At 66.9% G+C, this 16,315-nt stretch carries 12 protein-coding genes, 1 pseudogene and 1 riboswitch; of the genes and pseudogenes, 6 read left to right on the top strand and 7 right to left on the bottom strand.

The features are described from left to right. The first annotated feature begins 3 nt into the window (after window positions 1-3). Genes MKCMC460_RS20135 through MKCMC460_RS20115 form a run of 5 tightly spaced genes read left to right on the top strand, consistent with a single transcriptional unit; the run spans window position 4 to window position 5,408 of the window. Entirely contained in the window at window positions 4-1,995 is a 1,992-nt protein-coding gene (locus tag MKCMC460_RS20135; RefSeq protein WP_236981913.1) for an acetyl/propionyl/methylcrotonyl-CoA carboxylase subunit alpha, read from the top strand. Between the two features lie 3 nt (window positions 1,996-1,998). Beyond that, window positions 1,999-3,174, top strand: coding sequence for an acyl-CoA dehydrogenase family protein (locus MKCMC460_RS20130; protein ID WP_236983957.1), 1,176 nt, complete (start codon window positions 1,999-2,001; stop codon window positions 3,172-3,174). After that, a complete protein-coding gene (locus tag MKCMC460_RS20125) occupies window positions 3,171-3,770 on the top strand; it encodes a MaoC family dehydratase (RefSeq protein ID WP_236981915.1) in 600 nt (199 codons plus the stop codon). Before MKCMC460_RS20130 ends, MKCMC460_RS20125 begins: the two co-directional genes overlap by 4 nt. After that, window positions 3,767-4,588 (top strand): CoA ester lyase, encoded by an 822-nt coding sequence (locus MKCMC460_RS20120; RefSeq protein ID WP_236981917.1) that lies wholly within the window; start codon window positions 3,767-3,769, stop codon window positions 4,586-4,588. The genes MKCMC460_RS20125 and MKCMC460_RS20120 overlap by 4 nt, the downstream gene beginning before the upstream one ends. A 1-nt stretch (window position 4,589) precedes the next feature. Further along, window positions 4,590-5,408, top strand: coding sequence for an adenylate/guanylate cyclase domain-containing protein (locus MKCMC460_RS20115; protein WP_236981919.1), 819 nt, complete (start codon window positions 4,590-4,592; stop codon window positions 5,406-5,408). Between the two features lie 43 nt (window positions 5,409-5,451). On the opposite strand, the gene MKCMC460_RS20110 is transcribed toward MKCMC460_RS20115, so the two are convergent. Further along, a complete protein-coding gene (locus MKCMC460_RS20110) occupies window positions 5,452-6,660 on the bottom strand; it encodes a CdaR family transcriptional regulator (protein ID WP_236981921.1) in 1,209 nt (402 codons plus the stop codon). A gap of 131 nt (window positions 6,661-6,791) precedes the next feature. On the opposite strand from MKCMC460_RS20110, the gene MKCMC460_RS20105 reads away from it, so the two are divergent. After that, window positions 6,792-8,309: an NAD(P)/FAD-dependent oxidoreductase gene (locus MKCMC460_RS20105; RefSeq protein WP_236981923.1), complete on the top strand. Its 1,518-nt coding sequence runs from the start codon at window positions 6,792-6,794 to the stop codon at window positions 8,307-8,309. A gap of 75 nt (window positions 8,310-8,384) precedes the next feature. Here the strand turns inward: MKCMC460_RS20105 and MKCMC460_RS20100 are convergent, their stop codons facing one another. From MKCMC460_RS20100 to MKCMC460_RS20070, 6 genes and pseudogenes are all read right to left on the bottom strand, one after another. After that, window positions 8,385-9,839, bottom strand: a complete 1,455-nt coding sequence (locus MKCMC460_RS20100; RefSeq protein WP_236981924.1) for an FAD-dependent oxidoreductase — start codon at window positions 9,837-9,839, stop codon at window positions 8,385-8,387. A 90-nt stretch (window positions 9,840-9,929) separates the two neighbouring features. Beyond that, complete coding sequence (locus MKCMC460_RS20095; RefSeq protein ID WP_236981926.1) at window positions 9,930-11,594, bottom strand: NRAMP family divalent metal transporter; 1,665 nt, start codon at window positions 11,592-11,594, stop codon at window positions 9,930-9,932. A gap of 5 nt (window positions 11,595-11,599) precedes the next feature. Next, complete coding sequence (locus MKCMC460_RS20090; RefSeq protein ID WP_370652908.1) at window positions 11,600-12,922, bottom strand: magnesium transporter MgtE N-terminal domain-containing protein; 1,323 nt, start codon at window positions 12,920-12,922, stop codon at window positions 11,600-11,602. Between the two features lie 46 nt (window positions 12,923-12,968). Continuing rightward, window positions 12,969-14,174: pseudogene (locus tag MKCMC460_RS31560) on the bottom strand (PPE family protein). A 20-nt stretch (window positions 14,175-14,194) separates the two neighbouring features. Next, a complete protein-coding gene (locus tag MKCMC460_RS20075; protein ID WP_236981930.1) occupies window positions 14,195-15,361 on the bottom strand; it encodes a PPE family protein in 1,167 nt (388 codons plus the stop codon). Between the two features lie 18 nt (window positions 15,362-15,379). Next, window positions 15,380-15,679: a PE family protein gene (locus tag MKCMC460_RS20070; RefSeq protein WP_236981932.1), complete on the bottom strand. Its 300-nt coding sequence runs from the start codon at window positions 15,677-15,679 to the stop codon at window positions 15,380-15,382. A gap of 384 nt (window positions 15,680-16,063) precedes the next feature. After that, a riboswitch (M-box (ykoK) riboswitch) is annotated at window positions 16,064-16,238 on the bottom strand. Window positions 16,239-16,315: the final 77 nt, after the last annotated feature.

Genomic DNA, 16,315 nt, shown 5'->3' with positions numbered 1-16,315 from the left:
CTGATGTTTGACACCGTCTTAGTGGCCAACCGCGGTGAGATCGCGGTACGGGTGATCCGGACTCTGCGTCGGCTGGGTATCCGGTCGGTCGCCGTGTACAGCGACGCCGACGCCGGCGCCCGGCACTTCGCCGAAGCCGACACCGCCGTGCGGTTGGGTCCCGCACCGGCCCGGGAAAGTTATCTCGACATCGCCAAGGTGATCGGGGCCGCGCAGCGCACCGGTGCGCAGGCGATCCATCCCGGATACGGGTTCCTCTCCGAGAACGCTGAATTCGCCGCGGCGTGCGACCGAGCCGGGGTGGTGTTTCTGGGCCCGCCCGCCCGCGCCATCGAAGTGATGGGCGACAAGATCGCCGCCAAGAACGCGGTCGCCGCCTTCGACGTGCCGGTGGTCCCGGGCGTCGCGCGGCCCGGGTTGACCGATGACGACCTCGTCGAGGCTGCCGACGAGGTGGGTTACCCGGTGCTGGTCAAGCCGTCGGCCGGCGGAGGCGGTAAGGGCATGCGGATGGTGGACGATCCGGCGCGCCTGCGCGATGCGCTGGTCAGTGCCCGCCGCGAAGCCGGATCCGCCTTCGGCGACGACACGCTGTTCCTGGAGCGTTTCGTGTTGCGGCCCAGGCACATCGAGGTGCAGATCATCGCCGACAAGCACGGCGGCGTCGTGCATCTCGGCGAGCGCGAATGCAGCCTGCAACGCCGTCATCAGAAGGTGATCGAAGAGGCGCCCTCGCCGCTGTTGGACGCCGCAACCCGAACCCGCATCGGCGCCGCGGCCTGCGACACCGCCCGCAGCGTCGACTACGTCGGTGCCGGCACGGTCGAGTTCATCGTTTCCGGCGACCGCCCGGACGAGTTCTTCTTTATGGAGATGAACACGCGGCTTCAGGTGGAGCACCCGGTCACCGAAGCGGTTACGGGTCTGGACCTCGTCGAGTGGCAGTTACGGGTGGCGGCCCGGGAGAAGTTGGCCTTCGCCCAGGGCGACATCGAATTGAGTGGTCATGCGATCGAGGCACGGGTGTACGCGGAGGATCCCGCCCGTGGATTCCTGCCGACCGGTGGCCGGGTGCTGCAGGTGATCGAACCGTCCGGACCCGGTGTGCGGGTTGACTCTTCGCTGCAGTCGGGCACGGTGGTCGGCAGCGATTACGACCCGATGCTGAGCAAGGTGATCGCCCACGGCGCCGACCGTGCCCAGGCGCTGGCCCGTCTGGACCAGGCGCTGTCGCACACCGCGGTGCTGGGTGTTCAGACCAACGTCGAGTTCCTGCGTTTCCTGCTGGCCGACGAGCGGGTGCAGGCGGGTGACCTCGATACCGCGCTGCTGGACGAACGACTGGCCGATTTCGCGCCGCTGCCCGCATCCGACGATGTGTTCGCTGCGGCTGGGCTCTATGTCCAAGCGGTGCTTGCGCGGCGGGCCGGCGCGGATCTGTGGGCAGCGCCGAGCGGTTGGCGGGTCGGTGGGGCCACGGCTCCGGTACGTACCGCGATGCAGACCGCATTGCGAACTGAGACCGTGTCCGTGCGCGGCCTGCCCTCCGCGGCCACGGTGCAGGTGGGCGACGGCGAAACCATCAGTGCCAGTGTGCAACTCAAGCCCGATGAACTCACCGTGACGCTGGACGGCGTGCGACGCGATTATCGCTGGGCCGAGGCCGACCGGCACCTGTGGATCGCCGACGAACGCGGCACCTGGCACATCCGGGAGGCCGAGGAGCAAAAGATCCATCGCGCGGCGGCGGAGCGACCGGCAGAGGTGGTCAGCCCGATGCCGGGCAGCGTCATCGCGGTGCAGGCCGAATCCGGTGCCCGGGTGTCCGAAGGTGACGTGGTGGTGGTCGTCGAGGCGATGAAGATGGAACACTCGCTGGCCGCACCGATTTCGGGCCGCGTGGAGGTGCTGGTCGGTGTCGGCGATCAGGTCAAGGTCGAGCAGGTGCTGGCGCGACTGATACCGGAGACGGAACAAGAAGAGGGCAAGGGTTAAAGGATCATGACGACGATTACCGGACCTGCTGGGGGAACCTTACCCAAGGAGTACGAGGACCTACGCGACACCGTCGCAGATTTCGCGCGCTCCGTGGTCGCGCCGGTGTCAGCCAAACACGATGAGGAACACAGCTTCCCGTATGAGGTTGTCGCCAAGATGGGCGAGATGGGCCTCTTCGGCCTGCCATTCCCGGAGGAATTTGGCGGCATGGGTGGCGACTACTTCGCGCTGGCGCTCGCGCTCGAGGAGTTGGGCAAGGTCGACCAGTCGGTGGCGATCACGCTGGAAGCCGGTGTGGGACTAGGGGCGATGCCGATCTACCGGTTCGGCACCGAGGAGCAGAAGAACAAGTGGCTGCCCGATCTGGTGGCCGGGCGCGCGCTGGCCGGCTTCGGGCTCACCGAGCCGGGGGCGGGATCGGACGCCGGTGGCACCCGTACCACCGCCCGGCTGGAGAACGGCGAGTGGATCGTCAACGGCAGCAAGCAGTTCATCACCAATTCGGGTACCGACATCACCACACTGGTCACCGTCACCGCCGTCACCGGCAACATCGCCGACGGTAAGAAGGAAATCTCGACGATCGTCGTTCCCAACGGCACACCGGGATTCATTGTGGAGCCGGTCTACAACAAGGTCGGCTGGAATGCTTCCGACACCCATCCGCTGACCTTCGATGACGCACGCGTGCCGGAAGAGAACCTGCTCGGGGTCCGCGGCAAAGGCTACGCGAACTTCCTGTCCATCCTCGACGAAGGCCGCATTGCAATCGCCGCGCTGGCCACCGGGGTGGCGCAGGGCTGCGTCGACGAAAGCGTGAAATACGCCAAGGAGCGGCAGTCGTTCGGCCAGCCGATCGGGTCGTATCAGGCGATCAGCTTCAAGATCGCGCGGATGGAGGCTCGGGCCCACGTGGCGCGCACCGCGTACTACGAGGCGGCGGCAAAGATGTTGGCGGGCAGGCCGTTCAAGAAAGAGGCGGCGATCGCGAAGATGGTGTCCTCGGAGGCCGCGATGGACAACGCCCGTGACGCCACCCAGATCCACGGCGGATACGGCTTCATGAACGAGTACCCGGTGGCGCGCCACTACCGGGACAGTAAGATCCTCGAGATCGGTGAGGGCACAACGGAGGTGCAGTTGATGTTGATCGCGCGATCGCTGGGGCTGTCATGAGCCACCCCGCTGCTGCCGCCACCCCTGCTGACCCCGCCGGGAGTGAATCCGGCGACGGGAAACCGGCGAGTCGCGCCGCAGGGTTCACTCCCGGCGAGGGGAGCGGCGAAGGCAAGCGGGTTCTCCAGCGTGGGCTGTGGTTCGAGGAATACCAGGTCGGCACCACCTACCTGCACCGGCCCGGCCGCACCGTCACCGAGGCCGACAACGTCCTGTTCACCACACTGACGATGAATACCCAGTCGCTGCACCTGGATGCGGCGTGGGCCGCTGAGCAGCCGGGCTTTCGTGGTGAGCGGCTGGTGAATTCGATGTTCACCCTCTCGACTCTGGTAGGGCTGTCGGTGGCCCAGCTGACGCTGGGGACCATCGTCGCCAACCTCGGCTTCTCCGAGGTGTCGTTTCCAAAGCCGATGTTCCACGGCGACACTCTTTACGCCGAGACGGTGTGCACCGACAAGCGGGAGTCGAAAAGCCGCCCCGGCGAAGGCATTGTGACGCTGGAGCACACCGGACGCAACCAGCACGGTGATGTCGTCGCGCGGGCGGTGCGCAAGACGTTGGTGCTGAAACGGCCGGCGGGGGCGTCGTCGTGAGCCTGCGGGAGGCCGGGCCGGGCTGGCTGTTCTGCCCGGCGGATCGGCCGGAGCGCTTCGCCAAGGCCGCCGCTGCCGCCGACGTGGTGATCCTGGACCTCGAGGACGGGGTAGCCGAGTCGGATAAGCCTGCCGCTCGTACCGCGTTGCGGGACAACCCACTTGACCCGGCGCGAACGGTGGTGCGCATCAACGCCGCAGGCACCGGCGAGTATGCCCGCGATCTGGAGATCCTGGCCGAGACTTCGTACACGACGGTGATGCTGCCCAAGACCGAGTCGGCTGCTCAGGTGGCCGCGCTCGCACCGCTCGACGTGATTGCGTTGGTGGAGAGCGCACGCGGTGTGGTGTTCGCCACCGAGATCGCCGCCGCGGATGGTGTGGTCGGCATGATGTGGGGTGCTGAGGATCTCACAGTCTCGCTCGGCGGCAGCTCCAGCCGGCGTCCCGACGGCCGTTATCGCGACGTGGACCGGCATGTGCGCTCGACCATCCTGCTCGCGGCGTCCGCGTTCGGCCGTCTCGCCCTCGACGCGGTCCACCTGGATATCCGTGACGTCGACGGCCTGCGGGAAGAGGCCGTCGACGCCGTGACGGTCGGCTTCGATGCGACCGTGTCGATTCATCCCAGCCAGGTGCCGGTGGTGCGCAACGCATATCGGCCCAGCGACGACAAGCTGGACTGGGCGCGTCGGGTCCTGGCCGCCGCGAAGACCGAGCGCGGGGTGTTCGCGTTCGAGGGGCAGATGGTGGACTCGCCGGTGCTGCGGCATGCGGAAGTGATGTTGCGCCGGGCGGGGGAATCGGTCCCCGAGTGACGTGAACGCGGCATGGGTCTGGGCAATCGCGGCCCTGGTCGAGTTCGGCGGCCTGATCGCCGTGGGGGTTCTGCTCATCGTGTCGCGCCGGCAGCTGAGCGGAGCGCGGGCCGCACTGCAGCGGCTCCGAGAGCCACGGCCGCGGCGTCGTTCCAGGCCACCGGGAGTGGCGCCGCTGGCCATCAAAACCGTGTGGCGGACCGCGGATTCGTTGATCAACAAGGGACTCGGCGCCACCGTGCGCAACTCGGTGGAGGACCTCGCGGGATGGGCCAGGGTGGAGCGCCCCGATCTGGCCAGGATGACGGCCGACGGCAATGTGGTGATCGCCTTTTCCGACATCGAGGGTTCGACCGAGCTCAACGAGGAACTCGGCGACAGGGGCTGGGTGAAACTGCTCGAACGGCACAACAAGCTGATCAGCAAACAGGTCGAGGAGCACGGCGGCCACGTCGTGAAGACGCAGGGCGACGGCTTCATGATCGCATTCCCGGATCCGGTGCAGGCGGTGCGTTGCGCTATCGCCGTGCAGCGCGCGCTGCAGTCAGATCCGGTGCGCTGGGACCAGATTCGGGTGCGCATCGGCTTGCACATGGGCAGCTCGGTGCGGCGCGGAGACGACCTGTTCGGGCGCAACGTCGCGATGGCCGCGCGGGTGGCCGGTCAGGCCGATGGCGGGGAGATTTTGGTCAGCGAGTCGGTGTGCGACGCAGTATCCGGATCCCCTGATATCGAGTTGGGCACGCCACGCGCAGTCGAGCTCAAGGGCTTTCGCGGCAGCCACCAGCTGTATCCGGTGGTCGTGGCGGCCCCGGACTAGGGGAGTTGCCGGATCGGGCACGCTCTCGGCGAGGTGAGAACGCCTACTTGCCGCGCCAGCGCAGCACGTCCAAAGCGACGGCCACCTTGACGCTGCATTCTGAAAGCGGACAGGGTAGCAATTCGTCGGCGCGGGCCAGCCGTCGCAGCAACGTGTTGCGATGCGTGTAGAGCCGCGCCGCCGCGCGTGAGACGTTGCACTGTTCGTCGACGAAAACCCGCACGGAGTCTTGTAATTCGCTGCCTGCGGTTTCGAGTCCGCCAAGTGTGTGTTGGACGAATTCGGTGGCTCGATCGGGGTCGGCGGTGAGCAACGCGACCAGTTCGACGTCGGCGAATTGCGCCACGCGTTGCGGTGATCGCAGCCGAGCCATCATCTGCTGGGTGGTGATGGCGTCGAAATGGCTGCGGCGGAATCCGTCGATGCCTTCCCCGCACGGGCCGATCGCGACCCGGACATCAGGCGTGTTCTCGATCGAATTACGCAGTGTCGCAGTATCTATCGATCTGCTCGGTATCCACACCCAGCGGGTCGCCGTGCTGGCCAGAATGGTCAGTGGCCGTGCCGCTGCGGCCTGCCCGAGCGCCTCGGCGGCGGCGTCGAGGCGGGCCATGTCGGCGGCCGGGTCGTCACTCCAGATGACCGCCGCAATGTGCGGCCCGGTCAGGGCGTGTCCGAGGCGGGCCTCGGCCCGGGTGCGGGCGATGGGAGCGCCGTCCAGGATCAGCGCGACCGTCTCGCGTCGTTCGGCGTGGGTGCCACGGGTCAGATCGTCACGCTCCGACTCGATCCGCGACGCGATGTCGGCCAGCGTCGCGTCGATGAATGCGCTGATCGAGCGCGAGCACACGTCGAGCATCTCCTGCAGCTCGGCGGGATCCGACGTCAACTCGAACGCGATCTGCATCAGCCGGCGCCACGCCACGCCCTGCCCGATGCGGTACGCATCCAGCGTGTAGGGCGTCAGGCCGCGGCGGGCCACCTCGCGCGAGATGTTGATGGGTTCGGGCCCGGTGTTCGGTGGCACCGGCGCACCCGGATCACGCACGTTGGCCGCACCCCAGAAGTACATGTTGGCCCGGTTGCTGCGCCCGACCGCGGCCGCCAGCTCGGGATCCCCCGCAATGACGGGACTGGCCGCCAGGACTTCCGCGTCGAGTTCGTCGAGCCATTCCGCACGCGGATTCAGGCTGATCTGTGCGCACTGCCGAATCAGCTCTCTGACCGGCTCAGACGGACGTTTCCAAGACATTTAGCCACAATAATATATTGGTGCAGTTTGCACCATGATAAGCACCTAAATGGGCATATATGCCCTTGGTTAGCGGCTGGCGGCTGGCGAGTATTGAACCCATCAAACGCCATCCGCGTCAGGAGCTACCCATGTCCCGCACATCAGCACCCGCAGCCACCGCCGTCGAGCACGTCGACGTGTTGATCGTCGGGGCCGGAATCTCCGGCATCGGCGCCGCCTACTACCTGCAGCGCGAACACCCCGGCCGCAGCTACGCCATCCTCGAGGCGCGCGGAGCCACCGGCGGCACCTGGGATCTGTTCCGCTACCCCGGCATTCGTTCGGACTCCGATCTGCACACCTTCGGTTACGAATTCAAGCCGTGGCGTGACGAGGACGCCATCGCCACCGCCGACAAGATCCTGACCTACCTGCGCGAGACGGCGTCGGAGAACGGCATCGACGCCAAGGTGCGCTTCCACCACAAGGTGCACGGCGCGGCCTGGTCGAGCAGCCAAGCACGCTGGGTCGTCGACATCGAGCGGACCGATATCGGAGCACGGACCCAGATCAGCGCCAACTGGCTGTTCTGCGCGGGCGGCTATTACCGCTACGACGAGGGCTACACGCCGCACTTCGAGGGCCGGGAGCGCTTCACCGGGCAGATCGTGCACCCCCAGCACTGGCCCGAGGACCTGGACTACACCGGCAAGAAGGTGGTCATCATCGGCAGCGGCGCCACCGCGGTGACCCTGCTACCGGCGATGGCCGGGCGTGCCGCCCACGTGACCATGCTGCAACGGTCGCCGACCTACATCATGCCGGTGCCGTCCAAGGACGCCTTCGCCAACACGGCGCAGAAACTGCTGGGCGCCAAGCGCGGATACGCGTTGGCGCGGCGCAAGAACATCGCCCAGCAGCGCGCGGTGTACCAGTTCTGCCAGAAGTATCCGGCCCTGGCCAAGCGGATCATCCGAAACGTCAACGCCAAGAGGCTGCCCAAGGATTACCCTGTCGACGAGCACTTCAGCCCCACCTACAACCCGTGGGATCAGCGGTTGTGCGCGGTGCCCGATTCCGATCTGTTCAAAGCGATCCGCAATGGCAGCGCCTCGGTGGTGACCGACCGCATCGCCACCTTCACCGAGACCGGCATCCTGCTGGAGTCCGGTCGCGAGTTGGACGCCGACATCATCATCACCGCAACGGGTTTGAACCTGCAGGCGTTCGGCGGTATGTCGCTCTCGGTGGACGGCGAGGCGGTCCGCCTGCCCGACCGGGTCGCCTACAAGGGGATGATGCTGTCCGGTGTGCCGAACTTCGCGTACGCGATCGGCTACACCAACTCGTCGTGGACGCTGAAAGTCGGCCTGCTGTGTGAACACTTCTGCCGGCTGCTCTCCCACATGGACGCCCACGGCTACGACACCGCGTGCCCGGTCTTCGACGATCCCGGCATGGAAACCCGCCCGCTGCTTGACTTCTCGGCCGGTTACGTGCAGCGCGCGGTGGACCAGCTGCCGCGGCAGGGGGCGGGGCGGCCCTGGCTGACGTCGATGAGCTACCACGCCGATGTGAAGCTGCTGCGTAACGACGCCGTTGTCGATCCGGCACTGCGGCTGACGAACTCCGCCAGCGTTCGTGACGCCGAGTTGGTGTCAGCCTGAACCGCGCCGGGGGACGAACCTGACGAAGTGCCGTCGCTGACCGACCGGTTGGAAGTCGGTGCCGGAACCCTCGCTTCAGAAATTCATGCCCGAGTACATGACCCGGCCCGGATCGTACTTCTGCCGCACCGTGCTGAGCCGGGACAGGTTCGCGCCGAAGTACCGTGCGGGCGGCTGGCCGGCTTCGATGTAGTTCACGTAGCCACCGGCCGAATATCGTTGCACCGCTTGGTGTGCGGTGGTGAGCCAGCCGGTGGCGGCCGACGGAGAACCGGAGGTCTCGACGTACCACTGCACCATCGCAGCGTGCCGCCGGTAGGGGAACGCGGTGGCATTGGGCGCCACGGTGGCCAACGCGCCGTCCATCGCATGCATGATCACCAGTCCACGGCCGGCCGCACGCGGGAACGCATCCAGCGCCGCGGCGATGGCTTTGGCAGCGCCCGCGTCGAGCGTCGGGAACACGTCGGACCCGCCCACGTAACCCAGCGGCGACGGGTTGAGGTTTTCCACCGCCAGGTACTTGACCAGGTCGAGGTAGTTGAACGTGTGGTGGTCGGTGCTGGTCGGTTGCACGCCGACGGCGGAAGTGATGGCGCCCGCGACGTTGTTGCCCGATCCGGCCGGGGAGGTCGCCATGATGCGGCACTGGGTGCCCATCGAATCGACGGTCGCATCGGCCAGCGCCCAGAATCTCTTGTCGACGGTGCGCAGCCAGTTCTGCCAACCGACGAGAACCTGGGCGAACTGCTGCGGCGGGAAGAAGAGGTTGACGACGTCGACGTCTTCGGTCGGGAAGGTGGCGTACGTCAGTGACGTCGTCACTCCGAAATTGCCGCCACCACCGCCGCGCAACGCCCAGAACAAGTCGGGGTTGCTGCTGTTGGAGGCGGTGACGGCCTGGCCGTTCGGCAGCACCACGTTCGCCGACGTCAGCTGGTCACAAAGTAGACCCGCGTGCCGGGAATGGGCGCCGATACCGCCGCCCAACGTGTGGCCGCCGGCCCCGACCGACGGGCAGGTGCCCGTTGGCACCCCCCGCCCGTTGGCGGCCAGCGCCTCATGCATGGCCAACAGGTGCGTCGCCGGCGTCACCGTGACCTGCCCACTGGCGGCGTCGTACTTGATGTCCCCGGGCAGCCCACGAAGGTCGAGCACCAATGCGCCGTCGGCCGTGGACGCGCCCGTGTAGGAGTGCCCGCCGCTGCGCGCGGCCACCTTGAGGTTACGGGCGGCGGCGAACGCCATCGCTTTCTGCACGTCGGGCACCGAGGTCACGGTGACGACGGCCGCCGGAGTCGAACCGTTGTAGTTGGTGTTGAAAACCTGCTTGGCCGAGCCGAATTGACCGCTGTCCGGTCCGATCACCTGCCCACCTATGGAGCCCGACAAGGTGTTCCAGTCGGTGGCGGTCGGGGCTGCGCTGACCCGGCCGGTCCCGAACAACGCGCCCGCCGCCACAGCGCCGACAGCGCCCCGCAGGAATGCCTGCCGCGTGAGCTCGCGCCGTGGTGGTCCGGGTACCGTCATGCCCGCAGTGTGTGTTAAGCAGCGGGAAAATCCGGTCGGCTGCCTGCCGTGTCGCAGTATTGGTGACGAATTGTGACCCGCCGCCTAGGTTCACCGACCGCTGAGCTGGACGGCCTTCACGATCAACAACAGCGCCCCGATCACCAGATACGAACGCAGCGCGACCATCCCGAGTCGGGTGCCGGGGGACCAGGTCACCGGTTCCAGCAGCGTCAGCGGCGGCATGCGCCAAGTGGCCCGGTCGACGGGACGCACCGGCGCCGGCGACGGCGTGGGAGCGGGATGACGGCGACCCATCCAGCGCAGCGTCGGGACCGCGACGGCGGCGAGCACGAGCAGTGCCACGGTCAGATAGCCGGTGACCGCGACGACGTCGAGGTCGCGGAACATGGTGGTGGCCATCAGGATCCCCGACAGCAGCAGCAGTGTGCCGACGATCAGACCAGCCACCCAGTTGAGCCAGGGCCGATTCACCCATGGCCCCAGCACTTGGCGGTCGTTGCACAACAACAGCAGGAAGACGCTGGCGCTGGGCAGCAACAGGCCGGCAAGGGCCTGCACGGCGGTGGTGATCAACCCGAGCGGAGCGTTCGGAATGAGCACGATCGCCGCGGCCAGCACCACCATCGCGGTGTAGGACAGGTAGAACTGTTTGGCGTCGGCGAATCCGCGGTGCAGCGAATGCTTCAGTCCGAACACGTCACCGAAGGCGTAGCTGGTGGCCAGGGTCACCGCGGCGGCACCGATGATCGAGGCGTCCATCAGCACGATGGCGAAGAACGAGCCGAGCAACTCGCTGTGCTGGCCGAGCAGGTGCGCGATGGCACCGGCGTCGGTGAAATTGCCGACCGTGCCGGTAGAGCGCGCTGCCCAGTCGCCGGTCATCACCAAAGCCGCGGCCCCGACGATGACGACGAACGCTCCCAGCACGGTGTCGGCGCGCTCGTAGGCCATGAACCTGGGGGTGATCCGTTTGTCGACGACATTGGACTGCTGGAAGAACAGCTGCCACGGCGCCACCGTGGTTCCCACCATGGCGATGATCAGCAACACCGCGTCCGAGCTTGCGCCACCCGAAATGCTCGGCACCACAAAAGATTTGGCAGCATGTGCCCACTGCGGGTGGGACATCAACAGCATCGGTATCTGCAGCAGGGTGATCGCTATGAAGACGAACATGGCTCGCTCCCAGCGCCGGAAGCTGCCGGTGGCCATGATGACGACCAACAGCACGGCCGATATCGGCACCGCAACGTATTTGGAGACACCGATGTAGTCGGCGGCCAGGCTGATGCCGATGAACTCGGTGACGATCGTCAGGAAGTTCAGCAGGAACAGGTCGCCGACCGAAAACCAGCCCCAGCCACGGCCGAAGCGTTCGTTGATCAACCGGGCGTGGCCCACCCCGGTGACCGCACCGAGTCGGACCACCATCTCCTGGTTGACGATCAGCACCGGAATGAGCAGCAGCAGCACCCACAGCAGCGAATAGCCATAGTTCTGACCCGCCTGCGCGTAGGTGGCCACTCCGCCGGCGTCGTTGTCGCCGACCATCACGATGATGCCGGGGCCGACGATTGCCAGCAGCGTCAGCAACCGTGTTTTCCAGGTTCGGGGCAGGTTGGCGTCACTGAGGCTGATACGCCCGAAGGCGCCCTCGATATCGCCCAGATGTGCTGAGTCCAACACCGCGCTGCGCGAGACGTCTTCGACCTGACCGGCAGGCGTCTCGGCGCTTGCGATCTTGTCGGGCATCGAGGTCACAGGTCACCTCCCCGGACTGTCGCGTCGTCGGTGCTGTCGCGCACCGGACGGGGGGCGGGTTCACGTCGGCGCCAATCTTCGGGGATGGTCGCCTCCAGCACGTCGTCCACGGTGACCACTCCGAGCACGCGGTCCTGCTCGTCGACGACCGGGATGGAGTAGAGGTTGAAGTCGGCCATCAACAGCGCGATATCGGTCAGGTCGGCTTCGGCGCTGACGCATACTGGATCCGAATCCATCAGTGCGCCAACGCTTTCACTGGCCTCGCTCTGCAGCAGAGTGATCACCGACACCACACCGATCAGCCGGCCGTCCTCGTCGAGGACGTGGACCTTGACCAGTGCCTCCGGCTGGATGGTGCGCGCGGTCGCGATCAGCGCCAGCGCCGAGCCTGCGGTTGCGGTGGCAACGCACGAGACGAAGTCGACGTTCATCAACCCGCCGGCGCTGTCGGGATTGAACCCCATCAAAGTGATGACCTTGGTGCGCTGCGGGCCGGGCATCAGGTCCAGCACGCGCCGGCGCCGGGACTGGCGCAGGTCGGCGATCGCGTCGGCGGCGTCGTCGGCGCGCATCCGGCCCAGCAGGGCGGCCACCTCGTCGTCCCGCATGTCGTTGAGCAGCCGGCTTGCCTTCTCGGGGTCCAGCTCCTCGAACACGTCGGCTTCCAGTTCCGGGTCGCTGCGGACCCGGTCGAGAATTTCGCCGCCCTCGGCCTTGTCGGCGTCCTCGAGCAGGTCGGCGATCTCCGCCGGCTTGAAGCCCCCGACCCGCCCCCAATGACGGCGTATCGCATCCGTGCGGACGTGGCCGATCAGCGGTTCGAATGCCTTCCAATCCCGGGCCGCGTGGCCGCCGGTGCTCTTGATCAATCCGAACAGCCTCGGCGGGCGCCGGGTGTCCAGCCGGGTCAGCACCCAATCTCCGCCGGCATCCTCCAGAGACGCGTCGTATGCGTGTACCAGTTCCACCGCGGCCACGTCGATCAACCGATGACCCAGCACGTCGGCGCGCAGCAGCACCTCGCCGTCGCGGCGCTCGAAACGGCGAAGGTCGACCTTGTTCTTGGCCAACACCACCTGGCCCGGAGCGAACTCGTGAATGGCCTTGCGGCCGATGAACACCGACCGGCCGCCGACCCCGGCCACGATGCCGGTCACCAGCGGATAATCGTCGGCGCCGCGGAGCCGCACGATGACGTCCTCTACTCGGCCCACCACCTCGCCGGAGCGGGCCAGGACGGGTCCGCGCAGCAGCTCCGAGAGGTGAATGCTGGGGCGCCCGCTGCCAGGCGCGGGTGTGGTGTCCGGTGTGCTCACTGTTGTCTCCTGAATAGTGCTGCGGGGGTTGGCTTTTAGGCGTGTCTCAGCCGGCGGCCGGGGGGCGGCCCAGGATGCGGGGGCGGAAACCGTAGCTGGGCATGCTGGCGAATTCTTCGTCCGCCGCGTCCCCGATCCCGCCCAACGGCATACCGGGTAAGCCCATCGGCCCCGTGTCCTCCAGCACCATCGGGGTGGCGCCCAGACTTCGGTAGGCGCCGGCCCCCATCTGGGTGGTCGCCAGCGGGACGGGGTTGACCGTCGCTCCGGATGCGGCCCAGGCTTGGGGTACCGACATCGCCCCGACCAGATTTGCGCCCCCCAGCTAGGCTGTTGCCGTTGGCAATTCGGCACCGGCTGTCTGTGCCATCGCGGTTCCAGCCGCCTCCGCGGCGGTTCCGGCGCCGAGGCCGGGCGGGTTGGTCAGATAGCTGAAGGCGGTGACGCTGTCGATCATGGATGTCGGATTCGTCAGCCCGCTGGTGGTGAATCCATTCGAGATGTTGGCCACCGAGGCGTTGTTGAGGAAGCTTCCCACCAGCGACCCGTCGCTTCCGTCCAGGAAGTTGAGCACCCCGGCGAGACCGGTGGTGGACGTGTTGGTGTTGGGAGCCAGTCCGAGCCACTCGGCCAGGCCGGACACCGTGTCGGCCGACGTGCTCGACGCGGTCGAGCTACTGGTTGCCTGCGCAACCGCGTTCGTCTGGCTGGTGAGGCCATCGGTGGTCGTGGTGGACTGCGGCGAGGTGAACGGTGTCAGTTGTGTCGCCGCATTCGCCGCAGCTGCGTAGCCGTTCATCGCCGCGGCGTCTTGGGCCCACATCTCGGCGTACTGGGCCTCGGTGGTCGCGATCGCCGCGGTGTTCTGCCCGAAAAGGTTCGTAGCCATGAGGTTTGACAATTGGGCACGGTTGGCTGTGATCGCAGCCAGCGGTACCGTCATAGCAAACGCCGTCTCGTAGGCGGCCGCGGCGGCAGTAGCCTGGCTACCTGCCTGTTCGGCCTGAACGGCGGTGGTGCTCAGCCACTCGATGAAGGGCCCTACCGCGGCCGCCATCAGCGTCGAGGACGGGCCGATCCAGCCATCATCGGTCAGGGTCGCGATCACCGAGCCGTATGAGGCTGCAGCGGAGCGCATTTCAGCGGCCATTGTGTTCCACGACGAACTCGCGCCCAGCATCGATGCCGACCCGGGACCCGCGTACATGCGTGCTGAATTGATTTCCGGCGGTAGTGCCGCAAAGTCGATCATGACGGTCTCCTGACGTCTCGTTATCCGGCGGCCGGTGGACGTGGCATCACGACCGGTCGGAAACCGTATTTGGGTATGGCGCGACGAGCCCGCCGGCCGGCGCCCACCAGCGGCCCGGGATAGGCTCCCGGTCCGCCCGCGCCGCCTGCACTCGACCCGATGTCGCCGAGACCGGTTGCCGGCAAAGCGGTTCCGGCAGGTGAGACGTTGGCCGCCGACGTCCAGCCGGACGGCACCGACAGGTTGCCCACCAAGCGGGCGTGGCCCATGCCGGCGGCGGCACCCATGCCCAGTTCCGGCGAGACGAGCGTCGCCGACTTCAACTCCGCCAGGTGCGGAGCCACTTCGGCAATTCCGGAGTCGACGCAAGCCTGCGGGTAGAACCCCGCGATGGTTTGCAGCAGGAACTCCGGGTTGAACGGTCCGCCCGCGATCGCACCGTTGAGGAGGCCGGTACTGGCGAAGTTCCCGCCCAGGAAGGTGCCCACTGCCGAGTTGTCCGAGCCGTTCAGCAGGCCGGTGAGATACGACGCGACTGATCCGACGGACGTTGCCTGACCCGTACTCGACGTGGCCGAGGAAACCACTGACTGTGCCGTGCCCGCCGGCGTCTGGGCTGCTTGGGCGACGGCGTCGGCTTGCTGCGACGTACCGTCGGGCGTGCTGGTGGACTGCGGCGCGGTGAACGGCGCTAACAACGACGCGACATCGGATGCGGTGGCGTAACCGTTCATGGTGGCGGCGTCTTGAGCCCACATCTCCGCGTACTGTGCTTCGGCGGCAGCGATGGCCGGCGTGTTCTGTCCGAAGACGTTGGTAGCCACCAGCATCGCGAGCTCGGTGCGGTTGGCCGCGACGGCCACCGGCGGCACAGTGGTGGCGAATGCGGTCTCGTAAGCGGTCGCTGCCGCGGCGGCTTGGCTACCGGCCTGCTCGGCCTGGGTCGCCGTGGTGCTGAGCCAGTCTACGTACGGCAGGGCCGCCGCCAGCATCGACACCGACGTGGGACCGAACCAACCGACGCTGGTGAGCTCGTCGACCACCGAGCCGTAGGAGGCCGCCGCGGAACGCATTTCAGCGGCGATAGTGCTCCATGCCGAGGCTGCGGCCAGCATCGGCCCGGACCCGGGGCCGGAATAGATTCTGGCCGAATTGATTTCCGGCGGCAACGCCGCGAAGTCGTACATTTGTCCCCCTCATATGCTTCAGCGAGCCGCTGCCGCGTTGGCCGATTCGGTGGCTGCATACGATCCGGCGCTGGTCTGCAACGTGGACACGAACAGCTGATGCATCGCTGCGGCCTGCGCGCTCATCGACTGAAAAGTCTGCGCGTGGGTGGCGAATTTGGCTGCCGTCAACAGCGACACCTCATCGGCTGCGGCGGGTACCACCCCGGTCATCGGGGTCGCCGTGGCGGCGTGCTGGGCTTCCAGCGCCGAGCCGATCTGCTGCAGACGACTGGCGGCGGCGGCCAACGACTCCGGCCGTGCAGTGACAAAGGCCATTGGATTTCTCCTAACGAAATTTAGTGCAATAGAACAGATCTGAAGTGCTTCGGGGTCGATCAATCCAGGTGTGTAACGAATGCAACTCCACTCAAGTGAGCGGCGCGCGTAGCCGGCGCGTCAGATTGCCAAAGGGCAGGCGACATCGAGCTTTTCCGCGCACGCCGACACAGTCCGTCGACGCACCGGCGTGCGGAAGAATCCCTCGGGGCCAGCCGATTACGAGTGTGGGAAGAACCGAGATGGGCGAAGGAAGGTGGTCGCCGGTCTCGGATACGGACTATCGTCGGGACTCATTCCGCCTCACCTCCTCACGGCCGCGGCATGCGGGGATGCCATATCTTGCACGACGGGGAGATGCTCCCAGGCCCGAAAAGCCCAGGTGCGGCACCCCTCTCGTCAGAGCTTTGGCACCACACGGCGTATCCGACTGGTCGAGCCGGAAGCCACTTGGGCTCAACCCTTAAGCCGGGAAGAGCTGTCCTGACCCGGGGCGTCTTTCGACGTTCGAGGTCAGTGGCCTGTGTCCGTGCAGACGCCTCACCTAGCGAGGTGCTTGCGTAGGCCATGGTGGCACTGTCCGGTTGGCGAGTCAAGCGAGCGGCATCGAAGGCCGCCAGAGTTCACCGGGTGGAC

Origin of the sequence: Mycobacterium sp. 20KCMC460, assembly GCF_022179425.1 — a bacterium.
Classification (GTDB): Bacteria; Actinomycetota; Actinomycetes; order Mycobacteriales; family Mycobacteriaceae; genus Mycobacterium; species Mycobacterium kiyosense.
This window is presented reverse-complemented; position numbering and strand designations above follow the sequence as displayed.